This is a genomic window from Pyxidicoccus sp. MSG2 (genome assembly GCF_026626705.1).
In the GTDB taxonomy this organism is placed as follows: Bacteria; Myxococcota; Myxococcia; order Myxococcales; family Myxococcaceae; genus Myxococcus.
Genome location: NZ_JAPNKC010000001.1, coordinates 3,177,842 through 3,191,402, shown reverse-complemented (window position 1 = coordinate 3,191,402; position 13,561 = coordinate 3,177,842). Strand labels below are relative to the sequence as shown.

11 protein-coding genes are annotated in these 13,561 nt (G+C 70.3%); 6 read left to right on the top strand and 5 right to left on the bottom strand.

Translation table 11 applies throughout. The features are described from left to right. Positions 1-150: 150 nt before the first annotated feature. Both OV427_RS11935 and hflX read right to left on the bottom strand, forming a co-directional pair. Positions 151-591, bottom strand: a complete 441-nt coding sequence (locus OV427_RS11935) for a hypothetical protein (protein ID WP_267863414.1) — start codon at positions 589-591, stop codon at positions 151-153. A gap of 128 nt (positions 592-719) precedes the next feature. Further along, the gene (gene hflX / locus OV427_RS11930) at positions 720-2,372 is read right to left on the bottom strand and encodes a GTPase HflX (protein WP_267856203.1); all 1,653 of its coding nucleotides are present in this window, start codon (positions 2,370-2,372) and stop codon (positions 720-722) included. Positions 2,373-2,533: 161 nt separating this feature from the next. Here hflX and proB point away from each other — a divergent pair, with 161 nt between their 5' ends. Further along, the gene (proB, locus tag OV427_RS11925; protein ID WP_267856202.1) at positions 2,534-3,667 is read left to right on the top strand and encodes a glutamate 5-kinase; all 1,134 of its coding nucleotides are present in this window, start codon (positions 2,534-2,536) and stop codon (positions 3,665-3,667) included. A 25-nt stretch (positions 3,668-3,692) separates the two neighbouring features. Here proB and OV427_RS11920 read toward each other — a convergent pair whose 3' ends face one another. Further along, the gene (locus tag OV427_RS11920) at positions 3,693-4,163 is read right to left on the bottom strand and encodes a hypothetical protein (RefSeq protein ID WP_267856201.1); all 471 of its coding nucleotides are present in this window, start codon (positions 4,161-4,163) and stop codon (positions 3,693-3,695) included. Between the two features lie 313 nt (positions 4,164-4,476). Here OV427_RS11920 and OV427_RS11915 point away from each other — a divergent pair, with 313 nt between their 5' ends. The 5 genes from OV427_RS11915 (at position 4,477) to acnA (ending at position 12,394) form a co-directional block, all read left to right on the top strand. Further along, complete coding sequence (locus tag OV427_RS11915) at positions 4,477-5,499, top strand: helix-turn-helix transcriptional regulator (protein ID WP_267856200.1); 1,023 nt, start codon at positions 4,477-4,479, stop codon at positions 5,497-5,499. Then, the gene (locus OV427_RS11910) at positions 5,496-6,422 is read left to right on the top strand and encodes a helix-turn-helix transcriptional regulator (RefSeq protein ID WP_267856199.1); all 927 of its coding nucleotides are present in this window, start codon (positions 5,496-5,498) and stop codon (positions 6,420-6,422) included. Before OV427_RS11915 ends, OV427_RS11910 begins: the two co-directional genes overlap by 4 nt. A 9-nt stretch (positions 6,423-6,431) precedes the next feature. Then, positions 6,432-8,048, top strand: coding sequence for an FHA domain-containing protein (locus OV427_RS11905; RefSeq protein ID WP_267856198.1), 1,617 nt, complete (start codon positions 6,432-6,434; stop codon positions 8,046-8,048). A gap of 206 nt (positions 8,049-8,254) precedes the next feature. Next, positions 8,255-9,502: a phospholipase D-like domain-containing protein gene (locus OV427_RS11900; RefSeq protein ID WP_267856197.1), complete on the top strand. Its 1,248-nt coding sequence runs from the start codon at positions 8,255-8,257 to the stop codon at positions 9,500-9,502. Positions 9,503-9,661: 159 nt separating this feature from the next. Next, positions 9,662-12,394 carry an aconitate hydratase AcnA gene (gene acnA / locus OV427_RS11895; RefSeq protein ID WP_267856196.1) on the top strand — a complete coding sequence of 911 codons (2,733 nt, stop codon included), beginning with the start codon at positions 9,662-9,664 and terminating at the stop codon, positions 12,392-12,394. 110 nt (positions 12,395-12,504) lie between these two features. Here the strand turns inward: acnA and OV427_RS11890 are convergent, their stop codons facing one another. Both OV427_RS11890 and OV427_RS11885 read right to left on the bottom strand, forming a co-directional pair. Further along, positions 12,505-12,927 (bottom strand): HD domain-containing protein, encoded by a 423-nt coding sequence (locus OV427_RS11890; RefSeq protein ID WP_267856195.1) that lies wholly within the window; start codon positions 12,925-12,927, stop codon positions 12,505-12,507. A gap of 31 nt (positions 12,928-12,958) precedes the next feature. Then, positions 12,959-13,558 (bottom strand): hypothetical protein, encoded by a 600-nt coding sequence (locus OV427_RS11885; RefSeq protein ID WP_267856194.1) that lies wholly within the window; start codon positions 13,556-13,558, stop codon positions 12,959-12,961. Between the last annotated feature and the right edge of the window lie 3 nt (positions 13,559-13,561).

Below are 13,561 nucleotides of genomic sequence, written 5' to 3'. Positions count from 1 at the left end.
ACGGGCTAAACGTGACTAGCTCGTGAGCTTTGAAAGCCATCCTCCGTGAACACACCGGAGGCTGACGGTGTGACGGGCAAGAACGCCACCGGGACACGGAGTGCCGAAATGCACGCGCACGGGGTGAAGCGGGAGCCACCTGAGGCGTGGTCAGTACTTCCGCACGCTCGGCTCGGGCGCCGCGCCACGGATGCGCCAGACGGTGAGCCGCTGGGAGTTGGTGTGGCTCACCACCAGGCCCTCCTGCTGCATCTGCTCCAGCAGCCGGTTCGTCTTCAACCGGTCCAGCCCCACGGACTTCGCCAGCATGTCACCGGGCATGCCGCTGATGTTGCGGCGCAATTCGTTGACGATGGCGCGCTTGAACTCGTTCTTCTGGAGGCCGTCCAGGTCCTGCGTCCGCCACGCCTGGAGGATGCCCGCGGCGATGATGACCAGCGTCAGCACCGCCAGCGCGGGGTAGACGATGTGGCTGTTCTGCTCCAGCACCTCGAAGTAGCTCGGGGACAGGGAGGAGTCCGGCTTCGCGTAGTCCGAAGCGGGCTGCTGCGAGAGCAGGACGTTCAACAGCATCATCGACGGAGAGGTCATCGCCACGGCCCGGACTCTAGGGGGAGCCCACCTCTGCCGCAACCCGCCGCGACACGCGCCGCGGCCCCGGCGCCCTCTCGTGGGAGGAGCACCGGGGCCGCGGTCGACTCGATACCGTGAAGGCCGCGTCAGACGGCGCCGATGGCCTCGGTGGCACCCTCGGCGAACAGCGTGGTGTCCGCCTTGGCCAGCAGTGACGCCAGGCCCTCGCGCGTCGCCGCGCTGATGGCCACGCCACCCCGGGTCCGCAAGAGCGACTCCACCTCTTCCGGCGACAGCTTGTCCGCCTTGTTCCACACCATGAGGCGCGGCTTCTCCATCAACCCCAGCGACTCGAGGATGTTCTCCACCGCCTCCACCTGGTCGTCCTGGCTCGGGTCCGCCGCGTCCACCACGTGCAACAGCAGGCTGGCGTCGTACAGCTCCTCCAGCGTGGCGCGGAAGGCCGCGACCAGGTCCTTGGGCAGATCGCGGATGAAGCCCACCGTGTCGGTGATGATGACCTCGCGCTCCTGCGGGAAGCGCAGCCGCCGGCTGGTGGGGTCCAGCGTGGCGAACAGCTTGTCCTCCGCCAGCACCTCCGCGTTGGTAATCGCGTTGAGCAGCGTGGACTTGCCCGCGTTGGTGTAGCCGACGATGGAGATGACCGGCAGCTCTCGCCGGTTGCGCTGGGCCCGCCGCACGCTGCGCTCGCGGCTGACGGCGTCGATGCGCTTCTCCAGATTCGTAATCCTGTCGCGCACCCGGCGTCGGTCGATTTCGAGCTTCGTCTCGCCAGGGCCTCGTCCGCCGATGCCGCCCGCGAGCCGGCTGAGCGAGTCGTCGCTCTGCACCAGCCGGGGCAGCCGGTACTTCAGCTGCGCCAGCTCCACCTGGAGCTTGCCCTCGGCGCTCTGCGCGCGCTGCGCGAAGATGTCGAGGATGAGCTGCGAGCGGTCCAGCACCTTGAGGCTGGTGGCCTCGCCGATGTGGCGCCCCTGCGACGGGGTGAGGTCCTTGTCGAAGATGAGCAGGTCCACCATGGACTGCATGGAGCGCAGGTTCAGGTCCTCCAGCTTGCCGCGGCCGATGAGGTAGCGCGGGTCCGCCTCGCGGCGCACCTGGAGCACGCTGTCGATGACCTCCACGCCCGCGGTGCGCGCCAGCTCCTTCAGCTCCGCGAGGCTGGCCTCCGCCTTGCCGCGGTTGCCGTCCAGGCACACCGCCACGAGGATGGCCTTCTCCCGGCCCCCGACGGTGCGGGCGGCCGCCTTGCGGTTGAACTCCTCCTCCAGCGCGCCCAGCGTGTCTGTCAGGTCCGGCTGCTCCCCGTGGACGGAGGGCAGCGTGCTGACGTGCCAGAACTCCCCGGTGCCGTTCTCCGGCACGAGGTACGCGTAGTGGAGCACGCCGGGCAGGCCCTCCTCGCCCACGCCGATGGCGGCCACGCAGTCCAGGCGCAGGAGCGCGAGGTCCGTCAGGTCGTCCTTCGTCAGGGGCTCGCTCTTGAGGTGCGTGTGGACCAGGCGAAGGCCACGCAGACGAATCTGGCCCGCGCGGGCGCGGCCGATGTCCGGCAGCTCCAGCTTGTGCGCGTTGCCCACCACCACATGCTCGATTTCGCCCTTGCGGTTGATGAGCACACCCACCTGCCGGTTCGTCTCACGCGACAGCTCGGTGAGGTGGCGGGCAAGCTCGGGCGACACGATTTCGTGCGGCGACACACGCCGCCGGAAGGTGTTTCGCAGCCGGTGCTGCTCGCTCGACTTCAGGCCCAGGGTGTTGCCGTAGATTTCCTTCAAACCGTCTCTCCTGGCGGAGGCCTCCGGGCCCCCACGCATCCGGAACTCTATATGGCCACCCGTGCGGTGGGTTTCATGTCGCGGTTCGTTCCGAAAACCGTGACTGGTGTGAACGCACGGCTGACGCGCGTTTCTTCCATTTCTGACCTACGCTGCCGGACGTGAGTCCGATTTCCGCTGGCCGCACCGCCCTGCGAGCCGCCCGTCGCGTGGTGGTGAAGATCGGCACCAACGCGCTGACGAACGCCACCGGGCGCTTCAACCGCGACCATTTCGATGCGCTGGGCCGGGATTTGTTGTGGGCCGCGAAGGGACGCGAGCTGGTGGTCGTCTCCAGCGGCGCGATTGCACTGGGCGTGGAGCGGCTGGGGCTGCCGGCGCGCCCCAAGGATATTCCCGGCAAGCAGGCCTGCGCGGCGGTGGGGCAGAGCCGGCTGATTCAGGCGTACGAGGAGACCTTCAGCGGGGCGGGGCGCGCGGTGGCGCAGGTGCTGCTCACGCACGAGGACGTTCAAGACAGGCGCAGGTACCTCAACGTGAAGCACGCCCTGGAGCGGCTGCTGGCCGCGGGCGTGGTGCCCGTCATCAACGAGAACGACACCGTGTCCGTGGACGAGCTGAAGTTCGGCGACAACGACACGCTCGCCGGGCTGGTGGCCGGCGTGGTGGAGGCCGAGGCGCTCGTCCTCCTCTCGGACGTGGAGGGGCTCTACACCGGCGACCCGCGCCAGGACGAAGGCGCGGAGTTGATGCTCGCGGTGGAGCAGGTGACGCCCGAGGTGCTGGCCCTGGCCGGAGGCACCACCAGCGGCGTGGGCACCGGCGGCATGGCCACCAAGGTGCGCGCCGCCGCGCGGGCCACCGAGTCCGGCATCCGCTGCGTGATTACGTCCGGCGCCGTGCCCGGCCGCCTGCGGCAGGTGCTGGAGGGCGAGCCGGTGGGCACCCTCTTCGAGCCCATGGGCAGCCGTCGCAGCGCCCGGGCCGCCTGGATTGCGCATGCCCTGCGGCCCCGGGGGAGGATCACCGTGGACGCGGGAGCACGCGAGGCCATCGTCACCGGCAAGCGCAGCCTGCTGCCCAGTGGCGTGCGCGGCGTGGAGGGAGACTTCGGCCGGGGAGACCCGGTGGACCTGTCCGACGAGTCCGGCGACGTGTTCGCCCGGGGCCTCGCCGCCTACGACGCGAATGAGTTGCGACGCATCGCGGGCCGGCGCACGGGGGACATCGAGGCGGTGCTGGGCTACCGCTACCTGGACGAGGCGGTGCACCGTGACGATCTGGCGGTGCTCTAGGCGACGGCGGGGCAGGGCGCCTTCGCTAGATGGAGGAGGTGGAGGAGCCCTTGTCGGAGTCCTCGCCCAGCTGCATCAGCGCGCGGAACTCAGGCGAGTCCACCTTCATCAGGAGCAGGTGGACTTCGAGCTCGCCCGGCACCCGGCCGAGCTGGAGCTTGCGCTCCTGCCCGTGGAGGAGGGCCAGCTCGGAGTGCCCCGTGGCCTCCGGCAGCTGCAGGTCCAGCTGGAGGAGGAAGGAGTCGCCCGCGGCCTTCGGGGTGAGGACCAGGCGGTAGTCGGGAAGCGGCGCACCCGGGCGGCGGCGCTCGGCGCGCAGGGTGCGGCCCGTCTCGCCCAGCAGCTTCGGGGTGGCCACCACGCGGCCCTCACGGCGGACCTCGACCGCGAAGTAGAGCGGCTCGGCCCTGGCTGCGGCGGGACTCACAACGGAGCACAGCCCCACCAGCAGCGCCAGTCCGGCAACCATGTTACGGACGATGGAGGTGCGGCCCATGGTGAGGTCCCTTCGAAGCACCCTCGCTGCGTCGGCCGCGCAGCGACCGGCCGGCCACCGCCTGCCACCGGTGCTTCTCACATCTTCAGACGTCCCAGGAATATCCCAGTCGCGCCCCGAGTGCGAGCCCCCCGTCCCGGGTTGTCTTCTTCCGGGCTGAGGACCTTCAGGCATACAGACGATTACCTGCTTGTCTGTTCAGTTAAGTCCGGATATCCGACCGGACGCGGGCGGACGCGCCGCCTGTTTCCCCTCATCACGTCCAGCGAATTGACCTGCCCGGGTCCGCCCGGCATCGTGGCCGACCTTCCGAATGGAACGCACCGAACGCATCCTCGACCTCGTGGCCCTTCTGCTCGACGCGCGTGAGCCCATCTCCTGGGCCGAGCTGCGCGAGCACTTCCCCGCTGATTACGGCGGCTCTGACGACGCCGCCGAGCGCAAGTTCGAGCGCGACAAGGCGGAGCTGGTGGAGCTGGGCTTCCCGCTGACCTACGTGCAGGGCGACGACGAGCGGAGGGACGGCTACATCGTCGACCGCGACGCCTACTACCTGCCGGAGGCGGACCTCACCAAGGAGGAGCTGGCCGTGCTGTACGCCGCCGGCTCCGCCGCGCTCGCCTCGGGGGCCTTCCCCGGCCGGGACGACCTGGCGCATGCGCTGCGCAAGATTGGCTTCTTCGCCGGCGAGTCGTTGCCCACGCCCCGCGTGCGGATGGAGCTGGGCGCCGTGCAGGAGGGCGAGGAGAAGGAGGTCTCCGCCCGCCTGGAGCAGCTCTGGGACGCGTGCGCCTCGCGCAAGTGGGTGGAGCTGACGTACGCCAGCCCGAAGCAGCCCACCACCACGCAGCGCAAGGTGGACCCGTATGGCCTGGCCCTGCGCCGTGGCGTGTGGACGCTGGTGGGCCACTGCCACCTGCGCGGCGGCCTGCGGACCTTCCACGTGCACCGCGTCCGCGAGCTGAAGGTGAACACCGCCCGCCCGCGCACGCCGGACTTCCAGGTGCCGGAGGACTTCACGCTGGATGCCCACGTGGCGTACTTCCCGTGGCAGCACCGCTTCCACGAGCCGGTGGAGGTGGTGCTGCGCCTGTCGGGCGCGCTCGCCTCGCGCGCCGGCAGCCTGTTGCCCGGCGCCATGCTGGAGCCGGCGGAGGAGGGCGTGGTGCGCGCCCGCCTGCGGGTGTCGTTCCTGGACGGCCTGGTGCGCTTCTGCCTGGCGCTGGGGCCGGACTGCCGCGTGGAGGGCCCGGAGAGCGCCCAGGCGCGGCTGAAGGACATGGCCACGCGCATCCTGGTGCGCCACGAGGACCCGCAGGAAACGGTGAGCGCATGAGCAACGTCCATGAGCGGCTCCGCCGCCTGCTGTTCCTCGTCCCCTACGTCTCCAAGCACCCCGGCGTCACGGTGGAGGCGCTCGCGAAGGCGCTCAACATCAGCCGGGAGGACCTGCTGGAGGAGCTGGACCTGCTCACCTGCGTGGGCCGGCCGCCCTTCAACCCGGACGACTACATCGACATCTACGTGGACAATGACCGCGTCTACGTGGACCTGGATCAGCGCCTCTTCGCGCCGCCCCGGCTGACCCCCGGCGAGGCCGCGGCCCTGGCCGCCTCGGCGGAGCTGCTCCGCCCGGCCGCGGGGGACGCGCTGCAGAGCGCCCTCCAGAAGCTCGAGCGCATCCTCCCGCCCTCCACCCGCGAGCGCTACCGGGAGATGTACCGGAAGATCGACGCCTCGGCGGAGGCGCCCCAGGCGCTGGCGCCCCTCACCCGCGCCATCATCGAGCGGCTGGAGGTGACCTTCGCCTATGCCACCCCGGGCCGCGCGCCCGAGTCACGCCGGGTGCGGCCATACGAGCTGCTGAGCCACCGCGGCCAGTGGTACCTCCAGGGCTTCGACCACATGCGCCAGGACGCGCGCCTGTTCCGGCTGGACCGGATGGAGGACATCGCCGTCACGGATACCGCCTTCCTCCCCCCGCCGGACGCCCGGGCGGACGTGCCCAACCCGGCGCGCAGCCGCACGGAGGTGTCCGTGCGCGTGCGCTTCTCCCCGGTGGCCGCCCCCTATGTGAAGGAGCGCTTCGGCCGGGACGCCCGCCCGCTCGCGGACGGGGGCGTGGAGGTGCTGGTGGCAGGCGACAGCGAGCGCTGGCTTACCCAGTGGGTGCTGTCTTTCGGCGGCGAGGCCCAGGTCATGGAACCGGCCAGCGCGCGGGCCGCCGTTGCCCGGGCGGCGCGTGCCTCGGTAGGATAATAGGCCCCCATGCCTTTCCAGCTGACGATCTCCGAGGGTAGAGAAGCCGGCAAGGAGTTCGTCTTCGATCAGGACTCCGTCCTCATCGGCCGTTCGACGGACTGCGACGTCGCACTGTTCGACCCGGGTGTCTCCCGCAAGCACTGCCGCATCTTCCTCGATGGAGAGACCTACTCCGTCGAGGACCAGGGCAGTGCCAACGGGACACTCGTCAACGGCTCGCCGGTCACCACGCAGGTGCTGGAGGACAGCGACAAGCTGACGCTCGGGCCGGTGACGTTCGTCTTCGTGATGATGACGGACGAGCCGTCCACGGGTGAGGAGGAGATTCCCGCTGGCGCGCAGGAAGGCGCCAACAGCACCCGCATCGTCTCCGTGGACGCGGTGAAGCGTCAGCGCAACAAGGGCGTGGCGCTGGCGCCGGAGGGCGCGGACGAGGAGGAGCTGGAGGAGCTGCGCCAGGGCGCCACCCGCCACAACCTCCGGGCGCTGCGCCCCGTCTCGGGGACTCAGTCCGGCTCGCGCCCCGCCGTCGCGCCGCAGGCCCCGCCCCGCGCCTCGGGCCCCAAGGCCGCCATCGAGCGCGCGGCCCCGTCGGCGCCTGCCCCGCGCCGTCCGCCCTCGTCCACGAACGTCCCCGTGCGGGCCCGCGCGACGGGCCCCCAGCCCGCGGCCGGTGGCCTGTCCGCGGCCGACCGTGCCCGCATCCGCCGCGAGTCCCCCGGCGTCATCGCCAGCGCGAAGCTCTTCTGGGCGGATGCGACTCCGGCCATCCGCAGCGGCATCCTCGGCGGTGGCGCGGCGATGGTGCTCGGCATCTTCGGCCTGCTCTACTGGCTGGTGCTCAGCGACGGCGAGACGCAGCACAAGGGCGAGGAGCCCGCCATGCTCGGCTCGCAGCCCATCCGCGACTCGTTCGGCCTGGGGCCGGGCGTGACGTGGGAGCGCGCGGACATGAAGGTCTTCTCCTGGGAATACACCGCCGCCACCAAGGCGGTGGTCATCCTCCACTACCAGGCGCAGGGCATCTCCAAGGACGAGGTGGTGGTGAGCGTCAACGGCGTGGACGTGGGCAAGGTGCCGCCCGACACGCTGGCCAGCCAGGACCGTCCGCTGGAGCTGATGATTCCCGCCCCGAACCTCAAGAAGGGCGAGCCCAACCGCATCATCTTCGACAACACCAAGAACCCGCCGGGCGAGGAGCCCTGGGTCATCTGGAACGTGTGGGTGGAGCGCGCGCTGCTGCCGGACCTGCTGCCGGAGGAACTGGCGCAGAAGGCCACCGAGTCCTTCAAGCGCGGCCGGAAGTACTTCGACACGCCGGACATCGGCGCGCGCAACCGCTACGAGGCCTGGAAGGCCTTCCGCGAGTCCTGGCTGATGCTGGAGGCCCACCCGGAGCCCAAGCCGGACCTCTACTTCGACGCGCAGGAGCGCATGAAGACGGCGCAGCAGGAGCTGGACCGCACCTGCGCCAAGCTGCTCCTGGAGGTCGAGGGCTACTACAACCAGGGCAACTACAAGGCCGCCTCCGCCACGCTGGACCACGTGAAGGAGTACTTCCCCGAGTACGACCAGCCGTGTGCCACGCGCGCGGAGAACAAGCGCTCCGAGTACGGGTTGTAGCGTCGGGAGTGGAGCTGGGGCCGTCGCCCCCGGCGCACCGTCTCCCGTCCCCCGTTGGCGGAAAACGCCCCCGCCCGGTATGACGGGGGCTTGCTCCGTCCGCCAACGAACGCTGTCACCCGCCGAGCGGGCATGCGTTGGGGCCTCGGGTTGCCGCGTCGCTGGGGCATCCTCACCGTTGGGTGGCCATGCGCGACCCGGAGGTGATGAGAGAGCAGTCAGGCGTTTCGAGCGACGGTGAGGCGGAGCTCGTACGCGCCCACTCCCACGGCGTGGTGCCGGAGCACCCGCCCGTGTGGAGCCCGAACGTCTCCGGGCTGCTCCTGTCGCGGTACTACCTGCCGCGCGGCCACGCCGTGCAGCGGGGCAATGCCTGCCAGTTGTTGCGCGACGGCGTGGAGGCCTATCCGGCCATGCTGGAGGCCATCCGCCGGGCGCGCCGCTACATCCGGCTCGAGACGTACATGTTCATCACCGACGCCGTCGGTGAGCTGTTCGGCCAGGCCCTGGCGGAGGCGGCCGAGCGCGGCGTGCACGTGAAGGTGCTCTACGACGCGGTGGGCTCCTGGACGAGCCGCCGCAGCTTCTTCGAGGGGCTGCGCGCGCGCGGCGTGGACATCCGCGCCTTCAAGCCCTTCAGCCTGGCCCGGGGGCTGCGCCACCTGCTGCGCCGCGACCACCGGAAGATTCTGGTGGTGGACGGCGAGGTCGCCTTCACGGGTGGGGTGAACATCTCCGCGCACTGGGCCCCCGAAGGACAGGGCTCGGCGTGGCGGGACGACGTGCTGCGGATTGAGGGCCCGGCGGTGCACGAGCTGGAGCGGCGCTTCCTGGCCACGTGGCGGATGATGTTCCAGGACCGCTTCCACCGGCTCGCCAGGGGGCTGCGCCACTTCAAGCCCCGGGCGCCCCAGCGGGGGCAGGTGGGCCTGGCGGTGCTGTCCAGCCGGCGGAGCATCCACCGGGCCTACCTGCATGCGATTCACCGGGCGCGCAGCAGCGTGCTCATTGCCGCCGCGTACTTCATTCCCGACCGGCGCATGGTGGCGGCGCTGCGCGAGGCCTCGAAGCGGGGCGTGGAGGTGCACCTGCTCCTCAACGCCCGCAGCGACCACCCCTTCCTGGAGTTCGCCACCCGCGCCTTCTACGAGAAGCTGCTGGCCTCGGGCATCCGCATCTTCGAGTGGCAGCGCGGCGTGCTGCACGCGAAGACGGCCGTGGTGGACGGGGTGTGGGGCACCATCGGCTCGTTCAACCTGGAGCGCCTCAGCCTGGCCTTCAACCACGAAGTCAACGCCGTCTTCGCGGACCCCCGCCTGGGCCGGCAGCTGGAGGAGTCCTTCCGCACCGACTGCGGGAATTGCCGCGAGGTGACGCTGGAGGAGTTCCGCCGCCGGCCCCTCTGGCAGCGGGCCCTGGAGCGCGTGCTGTACGCCTTCCGCAAGATGCTTTGAGGTCATTCCCCCAGCGGGGCGCATGGTTCCGATGAGCGGGACTGGACGCCTCGGGGGGGAACCGTCCGGCCCTGGATGACCGCGCAGGAACCCTTTGCAACGCGTCAAAGGCGGGCCTACAAGTCGGCGCATCCCGCGCACGGAAGGATGGCAACGCACATGACCGACAGTTTCGGCACGAAGTCCCAGCTCAAGGTGGGCTCGGCCACGTACGACTACTACAGCCTGGCCAAACTGGCGAAGGCCCACCCCGCGGTGGAGCGCCTCCCGTTCTCGCTCAAGGTGCTGCTGGAGAACCTGCTGCGCAACGAGGACGGCCGCGTCGTCAAGCGCGAGCACGTGGAGAAGATGCTGGCCTGGGACCCCAAGGCCACCCCGGACGTGGAAATCTCCTTCCACCCCGCCCGCGTCCTCCTCCAGGACTTCACCGGCGTGCCCGCGGTGGTGGACATGGCCGCCATGCGCGAGGCGCTCGCCTCCATGGGCGGCGACCCGGCCAAAATCAACCCGCGCAACCCGGCCGACCTGGTCATCGACCACTCGGTGCAGATCGACTCCTTCGCCACCACGGCGGCCTTCAAGGAGAACGCGGAGCTGGAGTTCGAGCGCAACCGTGAGCGCTATGCCTTCCTGCGCTGGGGCCAGAGCGCGTTCAAGGGCTTCGGCGTCGTCCCGCCGGACATCGGCATCTGCCACCAGGTGAACCTGGAGTTCCTCGCCCGCGTGACGTTCCGCGAGGGCAGCACCGTGTACCCGGACACGCTGGTGGGCACCGACAGCCACACCACGATGATCAACGGCCTGGGCGTGGTGGGCTGGGGCGTGGGCGGAATCGAAGCCGAGGCCGCGCTGCTCGGCCAGCCGATTACGATGCTGATTCCCCAGGTGGTGGGCTTCAAGCTGACGGGCCAGCTGCCCGCGGGCGCCACCGCGACGGACCTGGTGCTCACCGTCACGCAGATGCTCCGCAAGAAGGGCGTGGTCGGCAAGTTCGTGGAGTTCTTCGGCAACGGCCTGAAGAGCCTGTCGCTGCCGGACCGCGCCACCATCGCCAACATGGCGCCCGAGTACGGCGCCACCATCGGCTTCTTCCCCGTGGACGAGGAGAGCCTCAACTACCTGCGCTTCACCGGCCGCCCGGATGACGTCGTGGCCCTCACCGAGGCCTACGCCAAGGAGCAGGGCCTGTGGCGCAAGGACGGCGCGGCGGACCCGCTCTTCAGCGACACGCTGGAACTGGACCTGGCCACCGTGGTGCCCAGCCTCGCCGGCCCCAAGCGCCCGCAGGACCGCGTGCCCCTCAAGGACATGAAGTCCGGCTACGAGAAGTCGCTCGTGGAGATGCTCGCCGCCGGCAAGAGCAAGGGCGAGGACGACGAGGGCGGCGGCAAGGCCAAGGCCCCCGCGGCCGAAGTCCCGCCGGAGCGCCTGGCCCAGACGTCCACCGTGAAGGCGGGTCGCTCCAGCTACCAGCTCGGCCACGGCGCGGTGGTGATTGCGTCGATTACCTCCTGCACCAACACCTCCAACCCGGCGGTGCTGGTGGCGGCGGGCATCCTCGCGAAGAACGCCGTGGAGCGCGGCCTCAACCCCAAGCCGTGGGTGAAGACGAGCCTCGCCCCGGGCAGTCGCGTCGTCACCGAGTACCTGCGTGACGCGGGTCTGCTGCCCTACCTGGAGGCCGTCGGCTTCCACGTGGTGGGCTACGGCTGCACCACCTGCATCGGCAACTCCGGTCCGCTGCCCGAGCCCGTCGCCAACGCCGTCACCGAGGCGGACCTCGTGGTGGCCGCGGTGCTGTCCGGCAACCGCAACTTCGAGGGCCGCATCAACCCGCACGTGCGCATGAACTACCTGGCCAGCCCGCCGCTGGTGGTGGCCTACGCGCTGGCCGGCGAGGTGGGGTTGGACCTGGACAAGGAGCCGCTGGGCACGGACCCCAACGGCCGCCCGGTGTTCCTCAAGGACATCTGGCCCTCGGACGAGGAGATTCGCAACACCATCCGCGCCGCCGTGAAGCCGGAGCAGTTCCGCAGCCAGTACGCCAACGCCATGGAGGGCGACGCGCTCTGGCAGCAGCTCCAGGTGACCAAGGGCTCCACCTTCAAGTGGGAGCCGAAGTCCACCTACGTGCGCAAGCCGCCCTTCTTCGAGAACCTGCCGAAGGAGCCGAAGGCGCCGCAGGACATCAAGGGCGCGCACGTGCTGGCGCTGCTGGGTGACTCCGTCACCACGGACCACATCTCGCCCGCGGGCAACATCGCGAAGACGAGCCCCGCGGCGAAGTACCTCATGGCCGAGGGCGTGGAGCCCAAGGACTTCAACTCCTACGGCGCGCGGCGCGGCAACCACGAGGTGATGGTGCGCGGCACCTTCGCCAACATCCGCCTGAAGAATCTGCTGGTGCCCGGCGTGGAGGGCGGCGTCACCGTCCACATCCCCACCCGCGAGCGGACGAGCATCTACGACGCCTCCATGAAGTACCAGGCGGAGGGCACGCCGCTGGTGGTGCTGGCCGGCGCGGAGTACGGCACCGGCTCCAGCCGTGACTGGGCCGCCAAGGGCACGCAGCTGCTCGGCGTGAAGGCCGTCATCGCCAAGAGCTTCGAGCGCATCCACCGCTCCAACCTCGTGGGCATGGGCGTGCTCCCGCTCCAGTTCGAGGCGGGCCAGGACGCGCAGTCGCTGGGTCTCACCGGCCACGAGAAGTTCGAGATTACGGGCATCGCGGAGAACCTGGCGCCGCAGAAGAAGCTCACCGTGAAGGCCACGGGCGAGGGCGGCACCAAGGAGTTCACCGCGCTGTGCCGCATCGACACGCCGAACGAGCTCGACTACTACCGCCACGGCGGCATCCTGCAGTTCGTGCTGCGCCAGCTGGCCAAGGCCTGAGCGGCGTCAGCCACCCGTAGCAACGCGGCCCGGTGGGTTGCCTGGAAAGGCACCCGCCGGGCCGTCGTGTTTCGGGGCGCTGGGACGCGGTGGCTCGCGAGCGGGGGCGCTCACGGCTCGCGCAGGCGGCTCCAGGCGGCGCGGTAGCGCGCCAGGCGCTCGGCGTCCTTCGGCGTCACCGCGGTGAGGCGGCGCACGTCCATGTTGTCCTCCAGGTCCGCCAGCTTCACCCGCCGGGCCAGCGCGTCCGGCCGCAGGCGCTCGACGAAGGCCTCGTACGTCTCACCGTCGCGGCGGGTGAGCGCGTCCAGCGCGCGCAGCACCGCGTCCGGATAGCCGGCCTCGCGCAGCCGCTCCAGCGTCCAGGGCGTGTCCTCCACCACGTCGTGGAGGAGGGCCACGGTGCGCTCGGCGTCCGTCTCCAGCCGCATCATGACTCGCAGCGGATGGAGGATGTACGGCTGGCCGGCCTTGTCCCGCTGGCCGCGGTGCGCTTCCACCGCGAGGGCGAGGGCGTCTTCGACGGTGGGCATCAGGGTCTCCCCGGGGAGGGGCCCCGGTCATTCAGTTGCAGTTGCCAGTGCCGTTGCCCCCGTTGGAGGTGAGGCAGTTGGCATTCTCACCGTTGTAGCTGAGCAACCCCTCGTGCGCGAGCAGGGTGGGGGAAATGGTGTTCTCACTGCGGGGCGTCAGCGTGCTGGAGATGCAGACGGCGCCCACCACCACGTTGTGGTCATTGTCGCGGTTGCGCTCGGCGGGCAGCGGGTAGAGCTCGTCGTCGTTGTCGCGGATGTAGAGGAACACATCGGGCTTGCCGTCGCCGTCCAGGTCCGCGAAGAGCTCCGGGTGCGCCGTCTGGAGCGCGGGGGTGTTCGGGTCGGCCGGGTTCGCGTTGGTGCTGGAGCGCACCGGGTCATACGTGGCCGGGGCGGCGAGGTAGCCGTTCCAGTTCTGGAAGTTGCGCCCGTAGTAGCTGCGCGCCAGTTGGAGGCCGCTCTCCGCGCAGCTCTGGCGCTGGCCGTTGCGGCCGGCGGCCACGGCGCGGATGCGCTCCTTGCCAGCGTACACCAGGATGCTGGCGATGAGCCCCATCAGCACCGTCACCAGGATGATGACCATGAGCAGGGTGGAACCACGGGCGTGACGGGAGGTGGAAGAGCGCATGGC